The organism is uncultured Roseibium sp., from assembly GCF_947494555.1.
Taxonomy (GTDB): Bacteria; Pseudomonadota; Alphaproteobacteria; order Rhizobiales; family Stappiaceae; genus Roseibium.
Map to the genome: position 1 here is coordinate 774,967 of NZ_CANLVF010000001.1, position 18,724 is coordinate 793,690.

The following is an 18,724-nucleotide window of genomic DNA, read 5'->3' on the forward strand; positions in this document are numbered from 1 at the left end:
CCGAAATTATGTATTTATTTTGAATTTGCATCTAAAATGCTCAAGAAACGCCGATTTTCTATAGTTTGATGCTGTTATCAGCGTATTTTAACAAGATAATGAATGATTAATTGAATAAAAAAATAGATTAGAAAAATTTGTTAGGTGGAATAATACTTTTGTATTTATTCTCTGAGGCTTGCGCGTGAGTTAGCGGGCCATTGGCGTTGGTGCGAGCCAAGCGGCTGCCGGGTCGATCCCGGATGACTGGTCAACGTAACTAGCCCATTGTTCGAAGACGCAACGAAGAGATGAACAGATTGGTTGGATTCAAGATGTGTTTGGCCGGGTGAGTCTGATTTTTGCGCCGAAGGACAGCAGCTGGAACTGCGTCTATCTCTAACCAGCGCATATCTGCCGTTGGAGCGACGGAGCCTGAGGTCAGAAAAAAGAAAGGCCACGCGATGTGCGTGGCCCTTTCTTTGATCGACAGTTTCTCAAAGGTGAGACGCGGTCGTTTTGGCGGCCTTGAGGCCATTCGGCAGTCGCGGCAGATGCCGCGCGCGCCCGCTGTGACTTAGTTGGTTCAACGAAGTGCGCGCGTGTTGTCAGCCTGCTGGCGGCGAACAGAGACCGGAGTGTTGCCGTTCAGATCGCCATATGCCTGGTCTGCATAGTCGGCGAAGACGCCGGCGTCAGTTTTCACACCACGGTTGGCAGAGCGAAGCTGGCTAGTGTTGACGTTCTGCTGGCTGCTGGTGAAGAACACCGGCTCGGAACCGTTGGAGTCGCCATAAAGACCACCGAAATCGATCGCATTGGCCGTGCCGACGAACGCACCGGAAACAAAGACAGCTGCGATTACGGAAGTGATGACTTTCTTGTTCGAACGCATGATTATTCTCCTTGTTGAGTATTGCTAAATGGAAGAGATGCCGATCTGATATTTCGTCTCTGCATCTCGATTACAGCATAAGAACGTCTGTAAGAGGGGATGGTTCCGAAGTTTTTAGAAAAAAGTTTATGCTTTATAATATAAACAAAAAAACAAGCGCAATTTTTGACTGAGATTGCGATTTTTTTGAAAAATATATTTTGTGATATTTATCACTCTTCAAATTTTACTTTATTTTGTTATTTTATATCTTGCAGTCGCCATTGACATCGGAGTTGAGTGTCGCCGTCTTAGAAAACTAAAAATATTGCTTTCAAATCCTGATGTTAGGGATGTTGGATTTTTGAAGATCACTACAAGTAACATTTGCGTAGAGTGACGCGTGATCGGTGTCGTTCATCGCGAACTATCAACTCGTCATGAACTTCCTTTGAAATATCTAAAACACGCTGATGATAATCATTAGATGCGGGTCATCGAAACAGTCACCAGGGAGAGCTAGATGACCCGTCATGAAGATCGCTTTGCAAAAGACCTGCAATCCGAGATCCCGCATCTGTGGCGTTTTGCCAGATCCATTTCCAATTCCTCGGAAGCCGCTGACGATTTGATGCAGACCGCGCTCGAGCGCGCCCTAAGGAACAAGCATCAGTATGTTTCTGGAACAAAGCTGAGGAGTTGGCTCTTCGCCATTGTACGCAACGCCCAGCTGGATGAGTTCCGCAAAGTCGAGCGCAGGGGGCATCACGTTCCGATCGAGGAGTGGTACCAGGACGCTCAGTTCGCACCTGCTCAAGAAAAGCACGTCGAACTTGGCGATGTCGCCAAAGGAATTGAAGGTCTGCGGCCTGAAGAACGGGACGTTCTTGAGCTTTGCGTGTTTTCCGACATGTCCCACGACCAGATCGCCACTCAGATGGGTGTCGCTGTGGGAACCGTGAAGAGCCGGCTTTCACGCGCGCGCCAGGCTTTGGCAGCCTGACGGGAGCGGAAAGTCCGAGACAACGAGGTGGGGCGGCTGCGTTCAGCCGTCCAGACTTCCGAAGGTGCGGATATCGGTACCTTCGGACCGGCGCTGCGACGTGTAGTCGGCAAACGCACCCGTCAACGCCTCGTTCTGCCAGTCAAGAAGCGCTTCCTTGTAGCTTTGACGTTCAGAAACTCTTTCAAACCAGTTTTTCAGATGAGGTGTTCGTTCAAACGGCCAACCCATAAGACTGAACCGGTGGACATTCGGCATCCAGGCGATGTCAGCCAAACCAAATGTATTTCCGGACAAGAACCTGCGCCCATCCGTCAGCAGATCATCGAGCCGTTTGAAAGCCTTGTCCGTGCGGGTTACCACCGCGTCTATTCTTGATTTTTCAAATCCCGACGCGAAGTCCCGGCGAAACTGTTTGAGCCACTCGTTCCTGTGCTGCTGCTGAAAGGTGTCAAAACTTTCTTTGTCGCTTCTTTCAACACCGCGAAACAGAAACTCGAATGTCGCCAGTTTCAGATCTGCCTGAGCATCGTCGGCCATCGCCAGAAGCTCAGTGGATCCGGAGGCGGAAAGCTCCGAGCCGGGATCTGCAATCTGCTGAATGATGTCGACGCTCTCTATGAAAAGGCGTCCATTGTCGACAAACGCCGGGACCAGGCCATTCGGATGGATTGCCTGGTATTCGGGCGTCGCGTGCTCGTCCTTTGCCAGATCGATCAGATGGCTGGTGTAATCCTTGCCGGTTTCGGCAAGCACGATGCGCACCCTCTGTGAGCAGCTCGACATCGGCGCGTGCCACAGGTGCAGGCCCTGAAGATCTTTAAGACTTCGGTCTCCCGGTTCAATCTCAGGCATGGTGTCCTTTCTCCTTGATACGCTCAGAATGCGACCCGGTCGCCGCCTTTGAGGTCGAGCATTTCCCGTGCCTCTTCGGGAGTGGCGACCTCACAGCCAAGATCTTCGACAATCCGCCGGATCTTGGTGACCTGTTCGGCATTCGATTTCGCCAACTGACCGCGCGCGATCATGAGACTGTCTTCCAGACCGACCCTCAAGTTGCCGCCCATCTGGCTCGCGGTCGTCGCAAACGGCATCTGTGCGCCGCCGGCGCCGAGGACCGACCACTGATAGTCATCGCCGAACAACCTGTCGGCCGTCCGCTTCATGAAAATAAGGTTGTCGATGTCGGGGCCGATGCCACCAAGGATGCCGAAAATAAACTGGATGAAAACGGGCGCTTTGAACAATCCGGCATCCATACAGAATTTCAGATTGTAAAGATGCCCGACATCGTAGCATTCGTGTTCGAACTTTACGCCGTGCGCGCCTCCGAGCTCGGTTGCTACATAGCGGATATCTGCAAATGTGTTGCGGAAAATATAACCCTCCGAATTGCGGATATAGGCTTCTTCCCAGTCGTATTTGTACTCCTTGATCCGGTCAGCAATCGGATGGAAGGAGAAGTTCATCGATCCCATGTTCAGAGAACACATTTCAGGCGACGCCCATTTGGCCGGCGCGATGCGTTCTTCCATTGTGTTGACAAGACTGCCGCCGGTGGAAACGTTCACGACCGCGTCCGTGGCCTGCTTGATCACCGGCAGGAAGGCCTTGAAATGGTCCGGCGCAATGGAAACCGAGCCATTTTCCGGATTGCGGGCGTGAAGGTGCAGAATGGATGCGCCTGCCTTGGCGGCTTCGATGGCCTGGTCGGCAATATCTTCAGCCGTAAAGGGAAGCGCGTCCGACATTGTGGGCGTGTGGATCGCCCCGGTTACCGCGCAGGTTATGATCGTTTTTTTCCTTTTGCGAGCCAATGCCGCCTCCTAATCATCCGATTTTTGTTTTTCGACCCGCCTGGAGAGGGGGAACAGTTCGACCCCGGTTCTGGCCCTAACAAAACCCCAGATGCCTTGAGGTGCCTTGAGCATAACGACAATGGCGACGAGCCCGAGGATCAGGAGATAGGTCGTGCCAAGATCGGCGAGCGTTTCGCGCAGTAGAAAGAAAACGATCACGCCGATGATGGGCCCTTCAAGCGTGCCAATGCCGCCGATTACGACAATGAAGATGACGAATGCCGTCCAGTCGTTCACGCTGAATGCGGCGTCCGGCGATATCCTCAGCTTCTGCAGAAAAATCAGGGCGCCGGTCGATGCGGTCAGTCCGGCAGTAATTACGTAGACGACGAATTTATGGCGCCAGATATCAATGCCGAAACTGTTGGACGCGGTTTCACTGTCGCGGATCGCGGTCAGTGCCAATCCGTTACGCGAGCGCAGAAGCAGGTAGATGACAGCCAGCACGATGACCGCCATGCCCAGCGCCAGCCAATAGGTGGTTGCCTCGCGCATGGAACGGCTGGAGGCCATGGAGCGGACAATCGCGACCGGAAGGCTAGTGCCGGATCCGCCACCAAGCGCGGACACCTGCGCAAAACTCAGCCTGAACACTTCAGCAATCACCCAGGTGCCGATAGCGAAGTATGCGCCGCGCAGGCGGAAAATGAGGAAGGCGACGGGGATAGCCACCAAAGCTCCGAGCAGGCCCGCTAGCGGGATTGCAGCAAGAGGAGACAGTCCGGCAAAAATCGCGAGCGCGAACAGCATATAGCCGCCGAAGCCGACAAAGGCCTGCTGTCCAACGCTGACGAGGCCTGCATATCCGGCAAGCAGGTTCCACAGGCAGGCCAGCGACAGATAGAGGAAGATCTCGCTCATCAGCCGCATATCGGCCCTGCCGGCCCACCAAGGGGCTGCGATCAGTGCGACAAGGCACACCACGCCGAAAAGAGCTGCGGTTCGGCTTGCCCGGGAAGACCTTGATATGGTGTAGGTTTGTGCGTTCATCAGTCAATCCGTGGAAACAGGCCGCGTGGCTTTACCGCGAGCACGATCAGGAAGGCGATGTGGCCAGCCAGAAGCTGCCAGCCCGGGTTGATCTGCGCGCCGATATTCTGGCTGACACCGAGAATGATCCCGCCGATCAGCGTGCCCCACAGATTGCCTAGTCCGCCGATGATGACCGCTTCGAAACCGAAGATCAGCCGCCCGGGGCCTATAGAAGGGTCGAAACTCGTCCGGATACCAAGAAAGACGCCGGCAACGGCGACGACCGCCAATGAAAGCGCCATGGCCAGACCGAAAACATGGGCCTTGTTCAGACCCATCAGCTGGGCAATGTCCTGCTTGTCCGAAACGGCGCGGAAAGCACGCCCAAGAGCCGACTGGTAGAAAATCCATTGAAGGCCGGCGATGACGGCGACCGAAACGGCAAACATGACCAGGGGAAGGACGCCGACATTCAGTCCACCTGGAAGGGCAACACTTGCTATTTCGATCGAACCCGCATTCATCTTTTGCGGGTCGGCGGAGTAGATCTCGAGCAGGCCGTTCTGAATGATGACCGAAAGCCCAAACGTGACCAGGAGCGGTGGCAGGATATCATCGCCAAGGGTCTGATTGAGAATGCCGCGCTGAAGCACATAGCCGATCCCGGCCATAACAGGAACGACGACAACGAGCGTCAGCAGCGGATTTATGCCGAGCGCGGTCGTTGTTGAAAGCGCGAGAAAGGCGGCCAGAACGATGAAGTCGCCATGCGCGATATTGACCAGCCGCATCACGCCGAAAATCAGCGACAAGCCGGCCGCGAACAGGGCATAGAGGCCTCCCAGAAGCACGCCTTGAACAATGGCATTGATCCAGTCCATTCTAGTTGCCTTTCGGGTAGGGCGAAGACGCGGGGTTGCCGGTTGGAAATTGCCCGTGCGGCGGTGTCGTAGTGGTCATCTTCCGATCCATGCGTCAGACTCCGAAATAGGCAGCGCTGATCTGTTCCCGGGACAGTTCATTCGAACGGCCCTCAAGCGAGATCCTGCCTTCCTGCATGCAATAGACCCTGCCGGCGACGCTGAGAGCCTTGGCAATGTCCTGTTCGACGATAATGGCGCTCATGCCCTCGCCGATGATGTCCGGCAGCGCCTCGTAGATCGACTTGATGATGATTGGCGCAAGGCCCAGGCTGATCTCGTCAAAGAGTATGAGCTCCGGGTTCGACATCAGTGCGCGCCCGATGGCGACCATCTGTTGCTGGCCACCGGAAAGGGCCGTTGCCGGTACGGCACGTCTTTCCTTCAGAACGGGAAACAGCTGAAAGACCTTGTGAAGGTCCCATGGACCCTTTCGGTTCATCTGGCCGCCGATAACGAGGTTTTCCTCGACTGAGAGAGACTGAAAAAGCTGGCGCCCTTCGGGCACCATCGCGACGCCCAGTTTCGCAATCTGGTCGGCACGGGAAGCGCCAATCGGCTTGCTGCGAAAGCGCACCATGTCGTTCCCATTGGGCAGCAGCCCGGTAATCGAGCGCATCAGTGTTGTCTTGCCAGCGCCGTTAGCGCCGATGATCGCAATCACTTCGCCTGCTTCAATGGACACATCGACAGCGAAAAGGGCCTGAAAGTCCCCGTAGTGCGCATCAAGAGCGCGTGTTGATAAAAGCGGGTCAGACATCGGCATCGACCCCCATATAGATTTCCTGAACTTCGCGGCTGGCCATCGTTTCCTTCGGCGCTCCGTCCGCGATCTTGCGGCCAAAATCGATGACAATGAGCCGGTCGGCCACCGACAGCAGGGCGTGCACGATGTGCTCGATCCAGATGATGGATATGCCGGTCGACCGGATCGTGTTGATGGTCTGAACCAGCGCGTGGCACTCGCCTTCGGTCAAACCGCCTGCAATTTCGTCCAGCAGGAGCAACTTGGGCTGCGCGCAAAGTGCTCTTGCCAATTCCAAGCGTTTCCGGCCCAACAGCGTAAGCGAACCAGAGACATCATTCGCCTTGTCGATCAGACCCGTTAGCTGCAACATATCAAGGCAGTGTTTGTCCGCCATTGCCGACTGCAATTTCGCGCCATGAGTTGCGGCGACCAGAACATTTTCGAAAACGGTCATGTTGCCGAACGGCTGGGGTATCTGAAAGGACCGCGCAATACCGATACGGCATCTTCTTGCCGCGGACATACGCGTAACGTCGGTGCCATTGAACAGTATCTGTCCGTGGTCTGCCCGCACCGTACCGGTGATCAGATTGAACATGGAGGTTTTGCCGGCGCCGTTCGGTCCGATCACACCGAGCGCTTCGCCTTGGTCCAGCCGATAGGAGAGCTCGTCGGCGACGGTAATCGCGCCGTAAGCTTTCGAAAGGTCCTTGAGTTCAAGAACGGGCGCCATGGATATCCCTTGACTGAATGGTCCGGAGCTGGTGCACGGCGGGGGTCGCCGTGCACCAGAAGTTCATTACGACAGCAGTTTCAGTTCACCCGTTGTGGGGATCTCAGGTGCGCTGTGATTGGACGTAATGACCAGTTCCATGCCGTTTGCCCCCTTCTGCCACTGCCCGGCGACAAGCGGTGTCTTGGAGACGTTTTTGACCGGGCCGAAGCCCCAGTTGACGTGCCCGACAACAGTTGGAAGATCGGTTGCCTGTATGGCTTCCAGCGTTGCGTTGGGGTCGTCCAGGTCTGCGCTGCGCTTGATGACATCGGCGGTTACCTCAAAGAGCGCGTGCTTGAACCCGATCGGCTGCGTCCAGGGACGGCCTGACGCGTTGACGTAGCCGTCGGCGAGCTGCCTGGCGGTTTCCCCTGTCAGGGAAGATGAGAACGGGTGGTCCGGTGTCCACCAGATTTCGGACGTGAGCCCGTCACCGCGATCGCCAAGAGATTCAATGACCGACGGGAACAAAAGAGCCTTGCCGATGGTGACCACCTTTGGTTGAAATCCCTGCTGTGCCGACTGGGACCAGAAGGTGGCGAAGTCCGGCGGGATCATGTTGCCGGTGACGATCTGGCAGCCAGCTTCCTTGAACGCTGAGATCTGGGTCGAGAAATCGTCTGTCAGCGGTTGATACCGGCCCGGATCGGTCAGTTCGAAACCGCTTCCGATTAGCGCAGGCGGGAACCCGACCTTGTCGTCGCCCCAGGCGTTGCCGTCCGCATCGTTCGGGAACAGGCCGCCGACCGTTCTGTCGACACCGGCTTCTTCCCAAAGCGCCAGGAAGGCTTTGATCACGTCTTCCAGGCCCCAGAAGAAATGATAGGTGTAGTCGAAGCCCTGAGCCGGATCGCCGTTCCGGCCAAAGAAGTAAGGCTGCCAGGGGCAGTCGGTGGTGATACAGGGCACCTCGTTGAGTTCGGCCTGGTCCGAGATGGGGTTTGTCGTGTCGGGTGTCGAAGCGCCCACCAGAATATCGACTTCATCACTGAGGATCAGTTCGGAGGCCACTTCGGCCGCACGGTTCGGGTTGGACTGGCTGTCCTTGGAAATGATTTCGATCTTGTAGGATCTGTTGTTGTTTTCAATTCCACCGGAAAGGGCTTTTTGGATGCCGGCAAGGACAAAGTCGTCTGCCTCTGCAAAACCGGCTAGCGGACCTGTCCGCGGGCTGACATGACCGATCTTAATGACCGGATCTGCCGCATAGGCACGTGTTCGTGTCAGGATTGCCGGCGCTGCAAGTCCAGCGCTGGCACCCGCGATAAATCCACGGCGGGTAATGCCGAATTTCTTTCCTGTGAGCGTCATCGTCTTTCCTCCCGGATGCGCTGGTCGCGTTTGCAAGCCACATCAGCTCAAGATGGTTTCAAGCTCCCGCAAGTGAGCTGCGACGCGCTGGCGAACTTCGTCCGCTTCCTCCGGCGTCCAGCTTTGAAATCCTTCACCCGTTTTCATCCCGAGCTTTCCTGCCGCAACAAGAGCGCGCAGATACGGAGAAGGGGAGGGCCGATTGTCCAGATCGGCCAATACGTTTTCATGGATGTCGAGCGTCAGATCCGTTCCGACCAGATCGGCATTGGCAAGCGGTCCGAGCACAGAAAGGCGCCGGCCGAAACTGGTATTAACGACGGTGTCGACATCGGCCGCCGTGCAAACGCCTGTTTCGACAAGACTGATCGCCTCGCGCCACATCGCGTGCTGCAGACGATTGCCGATGAAACCGGCAACATCCTTTTCGACACGGACCGGTGTCTTGCCGACCGAGGCGAGCAGGTCGGTCGCCGTAATCATCGCCTCGTCCGATGTCCATTCGGTGCGGATAACTTCGACCAGCGGGATCATGTGAGGCGGGTTCCACCAATGGGTTCCCAGTGCGCGTGCACGATCCTTGAGATCAGACATGATACGGGTGATCGGGATCACCGAAGTGTTTGATGCAAACAGCGCGTGCGAAGGCGCATGGCGCTCTGCTTCGGCAAAAAGTGATCGTTTAAGATCGAGCTTTTCCGGAGCTGCCTCGAATATGACGTCTGCATTGGCGACACTCGCGTCAAGGTCTGCAAACGGAGTGATGCGCGTGATCGCTTCTTTGGTTTTTTCCGCAATCGAACCGAGCGCGGTCAGGCTTGTGCGCACCCGTTCGTGAAGCGTTTCCAGGCTTGCCTCATAGGCATCAAAGACCCGAACGGAATGGCCGTTGCGCGCAAAGGTCAATGCGATGCCATGGCCCATGAGACCGGCACCGAGAACAGCGATGTTCTTGCTCTCGCTCATTTTCTATCCCGCCGTGTATCCGCCATCGGCATAAAGGATGTGCCCTGTGTAGAAATCGGATGCTTTGGATGACAGGAAAAGCAGGGGGCCGATCAGATCCTCAGGCTCACCAAGGCGGCCCTTGGGCACGCGGGCGAGAAATCCGTCTCGAAAGCCCTTTGCCAATTCGTCATCCTCGAACATCCAGGAAGTCAGCGGCGAGCGGAAAACGGTCGGTGCGATTGCATTGACGGTAATGTTGTCGGCGCCAAGTTCGCAGCCGAGCGCCTTGGTGATGCCGTCGACCGCAGCCTTTGAGGCGCAGTAGGCGGTGTAGCCGGCAGGATGCCCGAGAAGGCCGCGCGCCGAGGATACCAGTACAATCTTGCCGCCATTCGGCTGCTGCATCATCTGCGCCGTAGCAGACCGGGCAAGCAGCCAGGATTGGGTGACATTGGCTTCCATAACGCTGGTGAAATCTTCCGGCGCAAGATCGTTTATTTTCGCGACCTTGTTCATACCGGAGGCGACAACAAGGATATCCAGAGATCCATGGTGCCTAACGCAGTTCTCGACCATCTCGTCGCAGACGTCCGCGTTGGTTGGCCGCTTGTTGACAGTTTCGACGGCAGCGCCCTTGGCGCGGCATTCTTCGGCGATCTTTTCGAGCGCTTCGCTGTTTCCGGCGGCAAGTATGAGGTCGCATCCGGCTCCGGCCAAAGCATTTGCAGCGACGGCGCCAAAAGCGCCTGTTGCACCGGTCACAAGGGCAACCTTGCCCTTGATGTCGAACAATTCGAGCGGGTGGGTCCAGATATCAGCCATCAGTTTACCTCCGGCGGATAGGGAATCACGACAAGCATCGTGCTGGTGTGATTGGAGCGGTTCTCGATCGTCCGAACTTCATCGGGTGCGATGGTGCAGCTGTCGTATTTCTTTAAGACCGTCTCGGTGCCGTCGGCTATGACGGTCATTTCGCCTTCCAGAACGACATAGACCTTTTCAAAGGGCGTGGAATCCGGGCCTGCGCCACCGCCAGGCAGAAACTGGCTGAGACCGATCCATTGATTTTGCGGGCCGTTGCTTTCAAATCCCTGCAGGCGCAGACCGACAACCCCGCGATGATTGGGGGCCTCATAAGGTTCTGCGTCGTCGAAACGTTTTACATGCATCGCTTCCTCCCAGACGCGACAAGGGGACCGCCGTCTAGAGCGGCGGTCCAGGTCATGATGTCCTAGAATTCTTCACCGGGTTCGATGCGGTAAGCCTGACCACGGTCGATCATTGCAACGAGGCGGATGATGCAACCGTCACCGCGGTCCCAGTTCCACGGGAAAAAGGCGAAGGTACAGCGTTTGCCCGTGACTGCGTCGAGATCACCGCCGACATTCTCAATGCCCAAAATGCCATTGGAAAAGAGTGTGGTGTGCACCGGTTCCCACTCGGGAAAATCGTCTTTCCAGTCGCGTCCACCGGACCATTCAAGATATTCCGCTTCCAGGTGTGGCAGGATGGGGCCATTGCGCTGCGGTCCGATTGCCGTTGCGAGCGGGTGGTCATTGGCCTGTGTGTCATGCCCGACGACCTTGACGCCTTTTTCAACCATCCAGTCGGCAGCTGAAGGAACAAGGCCGGGGCAATAGGCGAAATAATCGCCGTCTTCGTATTGCTTGTGCCAACCGGTGTTGATGATCAGGACATCGTTCTTGCGAATCGCATGTCCGCAGGCCTTTTCCAGATCGTCAGCGGTGATCTGTTCCCATTTCTGCTTCGGTATCGAGACGACGAGGCCAGAACCGAAGAAATGCGGCAGCGGCACCTCGTCGATGAAGGGCGTGCCCTGCACCACGTGGGCCGGAGCATCGATATGCGTCGTCACGTGCATGGTCGTGGTGATTGTCTGCGACAGCACCCCGGATTTCGCCATGTAGTGCTTGCGGTCGATCTGGACGTCCTGGAAGTAGGGCCAGTTGGGGCACTGAAAACCGTAGCGGTGGGAGAGGTTGTAAAACTCAACACCCATATCGTTGTTCAGGTTGTCCTGAAACTCGATGCCGCGAATTGTCACTGACATATGTGTTCCTCCCGTCAGTCAGTGTATCACTGTATTGCTAAACGGTACAGCTGCATCGTAATATGGTCAATAGTGAATCTCGACAGATTTTGAAAATTGACCTATATGCTGCGTTTGGCGCTGTGCAAAAAGCGATTCCAGCATCAGATCAAAGAGGGCAGAATTGGTGTTGTCGATGGAAGCTGAGAAAAAAACTCAATCGAATCAAGGTGTTCAAGTTATCGCGCGCGCGGCCGAGATATTGCGGGTTCTCAAGAACGACAATGCCGGGCTTAGCCTGGGGCAAATTGCGGAGCGCGTACATTTGCCCCGCTCTACGGTACAGCGGATTGTCAATGCTCTGCTGGCCGAACGGCTGGTGATGTCGTCTTCGTCTGAAGGCGGACTGCGTCTGGGTTCAGAAATCCAGTCCTTGGCCGCGGCAGGCCGGGTCAACATGACCGAGTTGGTGCACCCGGTTCTGACCGAGCTTGCGAAACGCACAAAAGAGACCGTGGATCTTGCTGTTTTCCGCGATGATCACATGGTGTTTCTCGATCAGGTGATCGGTACGCACCGTCTTAGAACCGTTTCGGCGGTTGGTGAGGTCTTCCCAATGACCGACACCGCAAATGGCAAGGCCGCGTTATCAATGCTCGAAGATGACAAAGTCGTTTCCATCGCTGCCCGAGAGCTGAAGGCCGATGGCCAGACGCAGCGACCACTTTCGGATTTTCTCAAGGAGATCGAAGATATACGGGCGACTGGCATAGCGTGGGACCTGAACGAGCACACGCAGGGTATCTCGGCAGCGGGATTTGCGTTTCGTGATCCGGTAGGCCTGATCTATGCCATTTCCGTGCCGGTACCCTCACACCGATTTGCCGGTCTCAAGGGCGACCTTTCTGGTCAGCTTCTGGAGACAAGAGACGCTGTCATGAAACTTGTCTGACGGTTCAGTCACAGATTTCCCTGGCGGTCTGTCCTTTGCACGCCCTTAACGGGTCGGTTTACGCAGCGACCCGCCGTCTGACGCCCGCGCGCTGGGCTTCGATGCGTTCAGTTTCATAATTCGACCAATTCTCGACCGATCCAGCGTTTGCGCTCCGGTCGTCATCTGTCGCTTCAGCCAGCACTTCCTCGGTAATGTTGTTGCACCAGCCTTCTTCGGGATTGAATTCCAGCACCGCCCTGACATTTTCGATCTGACCGTTGCGAATATCCTCAACGAGCTGGAGCCTTCGCATATCGGTCAATTCGATCTCTGGCGTGTATAAGGAACTTCCAAGTTCGCAAATGATTGAGAAAAACGATGTATCGAGATTTGGTTGCATTCACAGCCTCCTTCAAACTCAATCCAGAGTATACGCAAAATGCGTACAAATCAAGTTGAAAACATCCCGTTTTACGCGAATGCGTACGCTTGAGGGTTTCTGATTGTTGTAAGTCGGCTGATTAGGCGCTAGACGAGCACGAGCCTAGAGCGGTTTGAAAACCATGACGACCTTGGCTTTGATCTTGACCTCAGTGTGGTCGAAGTCGCCTTCCTGGTAAACGATAGTTTCCTGAAATCTCGGGTCATCGGACTCCGGCATCAGCTCCGACTTCCCGTTGAGGCTGACGAGGCGTTTGGCCGTGCGTTCAATGGTCATGCCGTTGTCGCGCGAGCGCTCCACAAGGACCAGGTCGTTTTCCTTCAATTCGATTCCGGCGGCCAAATAGTCGACGCACAGAAGCAGGTCGCCATTGGCGGCAATCCTGTTGAGAGACTCGCCACGCACCTTGACCACGTATTGAGCCTGTGCAGGGAAGCGAACGTCATATGAAATTGTTGATTCTTCTGCATTTTCTGTCTCAAACAAGGCTGCTTCCATCCAAAGACCGGCGGCAACCTCGCCAACGACCGGAACGCCGGTTTTGGGCAAAGATGTTGTTTTGCGCTGAATTTCGGCCACGGACCCGTCGGCGAGCGCGAGGATCTCATCCCGTGTTATGGCCGGGTCTCCTTTTCCCGGAAGAGCGGACAGTAACTTGCTGATGAAGTTCGCCGGCAATCCATTCTCCCCGTAATCCGCGGAGAAATAGCGCTGAATGGAAGAGGCCTGGGAATAACCCATCTCTCTTGCGATCGCCCGCAAGGAGAGCCCTGATCTTTCTTTCAGCTTTTGAAGCTTGCTGTGCAGTGTCCGAGCAGGTTCGGTCATGATTGGTGGTGCCGCAGTTTCTTCGCAATGGAAGAAGAGTTGTATCGTATGAATTCTGCGTTGACAAGTGTACGTTATTTGCGTACGATTTTTCGTGAAGTTTGAATCTGGAAGGACGACAGAGAGTTTTGGGTCAGGCGCAGAGACAAAGGAGTGGCCGGTGAGCGGGCTTAAGGACGAAATAGAGGCGGCAAGGGAGCGTGTGGCGCACTATCGTCTGCGCGCAGAAAGACCAAGTGCGCGCCTTGAAGATGAGTACGCACTGGAAAAAGCGCGCACGCGGCTTCTGACGCTGGAATTGAGAGGATTGAAGGCGGCGTTAAAGTCCAAGGACGCGGGCAAGAGTGTGAGCTTCGATCATGAATCAGGTGCCAAGCGGAGCGGAACAGGTCACATCAGTGCCGAAGCAGGAAGGCGAATAAGAACAAAACATGAACATTTGGGTTTGAGTTCACGCGCGCAGGCGGAAGCCTCGTTCGCAGCCTTGCAGAAAGGACCTCCAAAGCCCGGGGAGGGACGTTAATGGCGTCAGGTGCAGTCGTAGACAGGATCGCGTCAGAATTCGGCGTTCACTTTGTATCATCAGCAAAGCGCGTTGAAGGCCGCCACCAATCCAAAGCACGCAAAACCTGTCTCGCTTTGCTGAAAAAACATGGCGCAGAACATCTGCGCCTGGTTTTTGGCCTGATCAACACACCGGTCAATCGCGGTAACTGGTCAGCACCCGTCCTGAGCGCAGTCTCCTGGGTGGTTGTGAACCAGTTGGGCATCGTTGCACGCAAAGATTTCGTCACGAGTTTCGACCGTCTCGACCTTGGCGCGCTCCATGCCCGCGCCAAGAACATAAATCCAGAGGCACTGACGATAACGTTGGCGGTGCTGCTTTCTTATGAACTCGATCAATCGGTGCAGTCTGGTCTCTCGGAGGAAGCTGCCTGATGCGTTTGGTTGACCTTATGGAGGCTGTTTCATCTCTTTTGTCAGTCAAGGAGTGTGTGTTGAAAATCAGGAAAACGCTCAAACAGTGTGTTGTCGATGGGGGGCGAGTGATTTGAAGGCCGAGCCTGAGGAACACGTGGGCAGGTTTACCGGCGGGGAGATTGAATTCGTATCAGACAAAAGCGCAAACGCACTCCTTCAAGCGAAGCGCGGCGGCCTACCGGAATGGCTGGCGATCATCAGAAAATCCCTATCCGAAGGATGCCGACTGTTTCGATTGTTGGGAGCAAGGCTACGGCTAGTACACCAAGTCGCAAGTCGAGGCGCTGACCTGCTAGCGCGCGCACATGGTCACTGGAATGAGGCTGTGTTCGTCAAATGATCCGGGACAGGACCTGGAACACAATCGAAAAGCAAGCCAATGCGAGTAAAACTGGATGTCTCATGTAAATCGCCCGCAGTCTCCTGAAGATGTTCTGGAGCGCCTGATCGAGGCCGTGGAAGTGAATGCTGCCGTTGCAAAAGGCGATGGTCCGAGAGCGATCTTTTCCGCTTGGCCGGACTATCGGCGAAAAATCGCCAGGAGAAAAAAAACCTATCCGCCTCCGCAGATTTCAAGGGCGGAAGAAGCGCTGACCTGGTTTTCGCTGATTGACGACACAGACGCCCGCCGGGCGTTGCAATTTGAGATCATGTGCAAGGCCGGCGGTGGCAAGTTCAGCAGGATTTGCGAAAAATACGGCTGGAAACGGACAACGGTTACCAGCCGGAATAAAATTCTGCTGTCGTGTCTAGCCACCAAGCTTCGCGCCTTGGGTTGATAATCGTGACTTAAGCCCCAATCGGGTGGGGCAGCCTCCTCCCGGTTGATGGCTCCATGCCGCAAGAAAAAGCTATTCAGGCTTTCTGCCACCGCTTGGTGATGTGACGATCCAGTCCCTGAACGCGGCTGCAGCCTCAGTCCTTGATTTGACGGACAGGAAGTAACTTTCGTTGGCTGCGATCGAAACATCGCTCGCCTGTTCGATCAGTCCCTGCTGTCTTGGGTGTGCGGCAAGAAGCTCATGCACCAGACAGATGCCATTGCCGTTTACGGCGAGCTGAAGTGCGGATCCGTAAGAATCCACAAACAGGGCCGGTGCGGAAAGTGCTTTGCCTGCGACCTTTGACCAAGACTTCCATCCGTCGGACGTTCCGACGGCCTCGATAAGAGGAAGGTTTTCAAAATTGCCTTTCAAGCCGGGTGATTTCAGCGCGATCAATCGGTCTGAACCAAGGAGTTCGGCGTCGGTTGCGGCTTGTTTTTGGGACCCGAAGCGGATTTCAACATCAGCTGCGATCCGGGTGAATTCGTCCGGCCAGACAGCCCCGATCAACCGGAGCACGACATCGGGATGCCTTTCGGTGAACTCTGGAAGTCTTGGAGCGATGACCCAATGAATGACGCTTATAGAGGCGGATACCGTCAAAAGATCAGAAGACTGGCCGGTGTCGAAAGCGGCGGTGGCTCCGGTCAAGGTGGTCAGTGCGGCATCGACCTGAGGCAGCAGCCTGCGGCCATGATCCGTCAGTGCAAGCCCGCGTGCCTTGCGCTCGAACAAGGGTACGCCGAGCCTCACTTCGAGCGATTTGATCTGCTGACTGACGGCTGATTGGGTCATGCCGATTTCATCGGCCGCTGCTGTGAAACTCAAGGTCCTTGCCGCTGATTCAAAAGCGCGAAACCAGTTCAAAGGCGGCAGTGCCGGCGCCATGGTCAAGTCACCTATTAGTTTGACTAATATCTAAGACTGAAAATCATTCGTTTGTCCGGAAAGTCAAGGCGTTCGATAGTGATTGCGGCGATCAAGGCGATGCAAGGGAGGACGGTCGTGGAGCCTGACATCAGGAAAATCGTGACCTATGACGAGGAGGTGCTGATTGAAGGCTTCCGCAAGGCAGAGACGCCCTGGCGCATGTTTGCAGTTGCCGCCGTTGTCCGAAATCCGTGGGCAGGGCGCTTTGTCGACGATCTCAGCCCGGAAATCAGGTCCTACGGGCCAAAGCTCGGCAGTCTGATGACAGACCGGATGATCAAATTGGCCGGGAGCGGGGCCGCCATCGAAGCCTATGGCAAGGCGGCGGTGGTCGGTCTGGATGGCGAGGTGGAACACGCATCGGGCCTGATCCACACACTGCGTTTTGGGAATTACTACCGGCAAGCGGTCGAAGCGAAATCCTATCTGGCATTCACGAACACGCGCGGTCCTGCCAATGCCCCGATCATGGTGCCGCTGATGGACAAGAACGATGCCGGGCGGCGGTCGCATTATCTGACGATCCAGTTTGCAATTCCCGACGCACCCCGCGCCGACGAGATTGTCGTCGTTCTTGGCGGAGCAACCTCCGGCCGTCCATTTCATCGGATAGGCGACAGGTATCAGGACCTTAAAGAGATGGGCCATGACGTGGACAACCCGGCTGCGGTCTGAAGCGGGCTCGCTTGCCTTTATCACGGCGGGAAAGGGACCGCGTCTTTTGATGATCCACGGGGTGGGGCTTCGGGCGGAGGCCTGGAATGCGCAAATTGCGGCCTTGTCGGACCGCTTCGAAATTCTTGCTCCGGATCTGCCGGGGCATGGAGGCAGTGCGGCACTTTCAGGTGCGCCGGACTTGAAGGACTATAGCGACCGGATCGCGCGACTGCTCGACCGCCCGTCCATTGTTGTCGGGCACTCGATGGGAGCCATGATCGCGCTGGATCTGGCGTCGCGGTATCAAGATCAGGTTCGGGGTGTTGGCGCTCTGAACGCCATTTTCAGGCGGAGCCTTGCGGCTCGAACCGCTGTCCGAAAACGCGCTACGGAACTTGACGGTATCGCGACGGTGGATCCGTCGGCAGCGCTTGACCGTTGGTTTGGAATTGAGCCAGGCCCGGAGCGTCAGGCCTGTCATGATTGGCTTAGCAGCGTGGATCCGGCCGGTTATCGAACGGCCTATTCCGTCTTTGCAAAAGAAGACGGACCGGACGAAGCGGATTTGATGGCTATTTCCTGTCCTGCGCTCTTCATGACCGGTGGCCTTGAGCCGAACTCCACACCAGCCATGAGCCGCGCGATGACCGATCTTGCACCGCACGGCGTGGTGAACGTTGTCGAGGACGCGGCGCACATGATGCCGATGACACACCCCGCAGCGGTGAACCGTGCCTTGCTGGATTTTGCAGAAGGATGTCAACCATGAACGCACTTGATCCGCGCGAATTGCGGGATGCCTTTGGGCGGTTCATGACCGGGGTCACCGTTGTGACAAGCCTTGATCGTGAAGGGCGTCTGGTCGGATTTACCGCGAACTCGTTTTCGTCCGTTTCCCTGCACCCGCCGATCTTGCTGGTGTGTCCCGGCAAGTTCCTGTCGAGCTTCGAAGTGTTTTCTTCCTGCGAGCACTTTGCCGTGAGTGTCTTGAGCGAGGGCCAGGAGGAGGTTGCGAATGTTTTCGCGGGCTACAAAGGTGACCGGTTTGCGCGGGTGGCACATACGATCAACGAGCATGGGATTCCGATTGTCGACGGCGCGATAGCAACGTTTTCCTGCAAAACGCATCAGGTCGTACCGGCTGGCGATCATGTTGTGCTCTTGGGCGAAGTTACCGAGTTTGCGCAGGGCGAGGGGCGAGGTCTTGGATACGCGGGCGGGCAGTTCTTCAGCCTTGGCCTGGAGCACCAGGCGCGCGATCCGAGCGCCAGAAAGAATATCTGCGGAGCGATTGTCGAGAGCGAAAACGGCGTTTTGCTCAAGGCGACGCCTGATGGGTACAGATTGCCCGAGTGCGTCGCACCTGACCGCGCATCTTTGAGAGATCGTTTAAGGCAAGAGCTTTTCGGCCTGGGAATTGGGGCGGAGCTCGGTCCTGTTTTTTCTGTTTTCGATGATCAGGCACAGGAAACCCACTTTGCCTACCTGCTCGCCAAAGCCCAAAGCGTTGATGCGGCCTGTGGCTTTGAGAGCATTGCGTTTTCCGAGATTGCGGGGCTCACATTTAGCTCGGCGACAACTGCGCGAATGCTGGAACGATTTGCCGAAGAAGCGCGAACACGCAATTTCAATCTCTATCTCGGTGATGCTGTCTCAGGCGGGACGCACCAGATCCAGGAAAGGGCCTGA

General features: G+C 55.9%; 23 protein-coding genes. 8 read left to right on the top strand and 15 right to left on the bottom strand.

Features of this window, described 5'->3' with window-relative positions; genetic code table 11:
* Positions 1–565 precede the first annotated feature (565 nt).
* Positions 566–874, bottom strand: a complete 309-nt coding sequence (locus tag Q0915_RS03430; RefSeq protein WP_299473289.1) for a hypothetical protein — start codon at positions 872–874, stop codon at positions 566–568.
* A gap of 502 nt (positions 875–1,376) precedes the next feature.
* On the opposite strand from Q0915_RS03430, the gene Q0915_RS03435 reads away from it, so the two are divergent.
* Entirely contained in the window at positions 1,377–1,856 is a 480-nt protein-coding gene (locus tag Q0915_RS03435) for an RNA polymerase sigma factor (protein WP_299473292.1), read from the top strand.
* Between the two features lie 42 nt (positions 1,857–1,898).
* Here Q0915_RS03435 and Q0915_RS03440 read toward each other — a convergent pair whose 3' ends face one another.
* The 11 genes from Q0915_RS03440 to Q0915_RS03490 all read right to left on the bottom strand — a co-directional run bounded on the left by Q0915_RS03440 (position 1,899) and on the right by Q0915_RS03490 (position 11,460).
* Positions 1,899–2,711: a glutathione S-transferase family protein gene (locus tag Q0915_RS03440; RefSeq protein ID WP_299473295.1), complete on the bottom strand. Its 813-nt coding sequence runs from the start codon at positions 2,709–2,711 to the stop codon at positions 1,899–1,901.
* 23 nt (positions 2,712–2,734) lie between these two features.
* Positions 2,735–3,673 carry a 3-keto-5-aminohexanoate cleavage protein gene (locus Q0915_RS03445; RefSeq protein ID WP_299473297.1) on the bottom strand — a complete coding sequence of 313 codons (939 nt, stop codon included), beginning with the start codon at positions 3,671–3,673 and terminating at the stop codon, positions 2,735–2,737.
* A gap of 9 nt (positions 3,674–3,682) precedes the next feature.
* Complete coding sequence (locus tag Q0915_RS03450; RefSeq protein ID WP_299473299.1) at positions 3,683–4,705, bottom strand: branched-chain amino acid ABC transporter permease; 1,023 nt, start codon at positions 4,703–4,705, stop codon at positions 3,683–3,685.
* Positions 4,705–5,568 (bottom strand): branched-chain amino acid ABC transporter permease, encoded by an 864-nt coding sequence (locus tag Q0915_RS03455; RefSeq protein WP_299473301.1) that lies wholly within the window; start codon positions 5,566–5,568, stop codon positions 4,705–4,707. The genes Q0915_RS03450 and Q0915_RS03455 overlap by 1 nt, the downstream gene beginning before the upstream one ends.
* A 94-nt stretch (positions 5,569–5,662) precedes the next feature.
* Positions 5,663–6,373, bottom strand: coding sequence for an ABC transporter ATP-binding protein (locus Q0915_RS03460; protein ID WP_299473303.1), 711 nt, complete (start codon positions 6,371–6,373; stop codon positions 5,663–5,665).
* Positions 6,360–7,088 carry an ABC transporter ATP-binding protein gene (locus tag Q0915_RS03465; protein ID WP_299473305.1) on the bottom strand — a complete coding sequence of 243 codons (729 nt, stop codon included), beginning with the start codon at positions 7,086–7,088 and terminating at the stop codon, positions 6,360–6,362. The genes Q0915_RS03460 and Q0915_RS03465 overlap by 14 nt, the downstream gene beginning before the upstream one ends.
* A 66-nt stretch (positions 7,089–7,154) precedes the next feature.
* The gene (locus Q0915_RS03470; RefSeq protein WP_299473307.1) at positions 7,155–8,441 is read right to left on the bottom strand and encodes an ABC transporter substrate-binding protein; all 1,287 of its coding nucleotides are present in this window, start codon (positions 8,439–8,441) and stop codon (positions 7,155–7,157) included.
* Between the two features lie 42 nt (positions 8,442–8,483).
* Positions 8,484–9,407 carry a 3-hydroxyacyl-CoA dehydrogenase family protein gene (locus Q0915_RS03475; protein ID WP_299473309.1) on the bottom strand — a complete coding sequence of 308 codons (924 nt, stop codon included), beginning with the start codon at positions 9,405–9,407 and terminating at the stop codon, positions 8,484–8,486.
* Between the two features lie 3 nt (positions 9,408–9,410).
* On the bottom strand, positions 9,411–10,211 hold the full coding sequence (locus Q0915_RS03480; RefSeq protein WP_299473312.1) for an SDR family oxidoreductase: 801 nt from the start codon (positions 10,209–10,211) through the stop codon (positions 9,411–9,413).
* Positions 10,211–10,558 (bottom strand): cupin domain-containing protein, encoded by a 348-nt coding sequence (locus tag Q0915_RS03485; RefSeq protein ID WP_299473315.1) that lies wholly within the window; start codon positions 10,556–10,558, stop codon positions 10,211–10,213. Before Q0915_RS03485 ends, Q0915_RS03480 begins: the two co-directional genes overlap by 1 nt.
* A gap of 62 nt (positions 10,559–10,620) precedes the next feature.
* The gene (locus Q0915_RS03490; protein WP_299473318.1) at positions 10,621–11,460 is read right to left on the bottom strand and encodes a cyclase family protein; all 840 of its coding nucleotides are present in this window, start codon (positions 11,458–11,460) and stop codon (positions 10,621–10,623) included.
* Between the two features lie 175 nt (positions 11,461–11,635).
* Here Q0915_RS03490 and Q0915_RS03495 point away from each other — a divergent pair, with 175 nt between their 5' ends.
* Positions 11,636–12,391 carry an IclR family transcriptional regulator gene (locus tag Q0915_RS03495; RefSeq protein ID WP_299473321.1) on the top strand — a complete coding sequence of 252 codons (756 nt, stop codon included), beginning with the start codon at positions 11,636–11,638 and terminating at the stop codon, positions 12,389–12,391.
* Positions 12,392–12,449: 58 nt separating this feature from the next.
* On the opposite strand, the gene Q0915_RS03500 is transcribed toward Q0915_RS03495, so the two are convergent.
* On the bottom strand, positions 12,450–12,773 hold the full coding sequence (locus tag Q0915_RS03500; RefSeq protein ID WP_299473324.1) for a hypothetical protein: 324 nt from the start codon (positions 12,771–12,773) through the stop codon (positions 12,450–12,452).
* A 144-nt stretch (positions 12,774–12,917) separates the two neighbouring features.
* Positions 12,918–13,643: a S24 family peptidase gene (locus tag Q0915_RS03505; protein ID WP_299473327.1), complete on the bottom strand. Its 726-nt coding sequence runs from the start codon at positions 13,641–13,643 to the stop codon at positions 12,918–12,920.
* Positions 13,644–13,803: 160 nt separating this feature from the next.
* Here Q0915_RS03505 and Q0915_RS03510 point away from each other — a divergent pair, with 160 nt between their 5' ends.
* From Q0915_RS03510 to Q0915_RS03520, 3 genes are all read left to right on the top strand, one after another.
* Positions 13,804–14,166 carry a hypothetical protein gene (locus tag Q0915_RS03510; RefSeq protein WP_299473329.1) on the top strand — a complete coding sequence of 121 codons (363 nt, stop codon included), beginning with the start codon at positions 13,804–13,806 and terminating at the stop codon, positions 14,164–14,166.
* A complete protein-coding gene (locus Q0915_RS03515) occupies positions 14,166–14,582 on the top strand; it encodes a hypothetical protein (RefSeq protein WP_299473331.1) in 417 nt (138 codons plus the stop codon). Before Q0915_RS03510 ends, Q0915_RS03515 begins: the two co-directional genes overlap by 1 nt.
* A 437-nt stretch (positions 14,583–15,019) precedes the next feature.
* On the top strand, positions 15,020–15,403 hold the full coding sequence (locus Q0915_RS03520) for a DUF6362 family protein (protein WP_299473333.1): 384 nt from the start codon (positions 15,020–15,022) through the stop codon (positions 15,401–15,403).
* A 72-nt stretch (positions 15,404–15,475) separates the two neighbouring features.
* Here the strand turns inward: Q0915_RS03520 and Q0915_RS03525 are convergent, their stop codons facing one another.
* Entirely contained in the window at positions 15,476–16,336 is an 861-nt protein-coding gene (locus Q0915_RS03525) for a LysR family transcriptional regulator (protein WP_299473336.1), read from the bottom strand.
* Between the two features lie 117 nt (positions 16,337–16,453).
* On the opposite strand from Q0915_RS03525, the gene Q0915_RS03530 reads away from it, so the two are divergent.
* Genes Q0915_RS03530 through Q0915_RS03540 form a run of 3 tightly spaced genes read left to right on the top strand, consistent with a single transcriptional unit; the run spans position 16,454 to position 18,724 of the window.
* A complete protein-coding gene (locus Q0915_RS03530) occupies positions 16,454–17,053 on the top strand; it encodes an amino acid synthesis family protein (protein ID WP_299473339.1) in 600 nt (199 codons plus the stop codon).
* The gene (locus Q0915_RS03535; protein ID WP_299473342.1) at positions 17,025–17,804 is read left to right on the top strand and encodes an alpha/beta hydrolase; all 780 of its coding nucleotides are present in this window, start codon (positions 17,025–17,027) and stop codon (positions 17,802–17,804) included. Before Q0915_RS03530 ends, Q0915_RS03535 begins: the two co-directional genes overlap by 29 nt.
* Complete coding sequence (locus tag Q0915_RS03540; RefSeq protein ID WP_299473345.1) at positions 17,801–18,724, top strand: flavin reductase family protein; 924 nt, start codon at positions 17,801–17,803, stop codon at positions 18,722–18,724. The genes Q0915_RS03535 and Q0915_RS03540 overlap by 4 nt, the downstream gene beginning before the upstream one ends.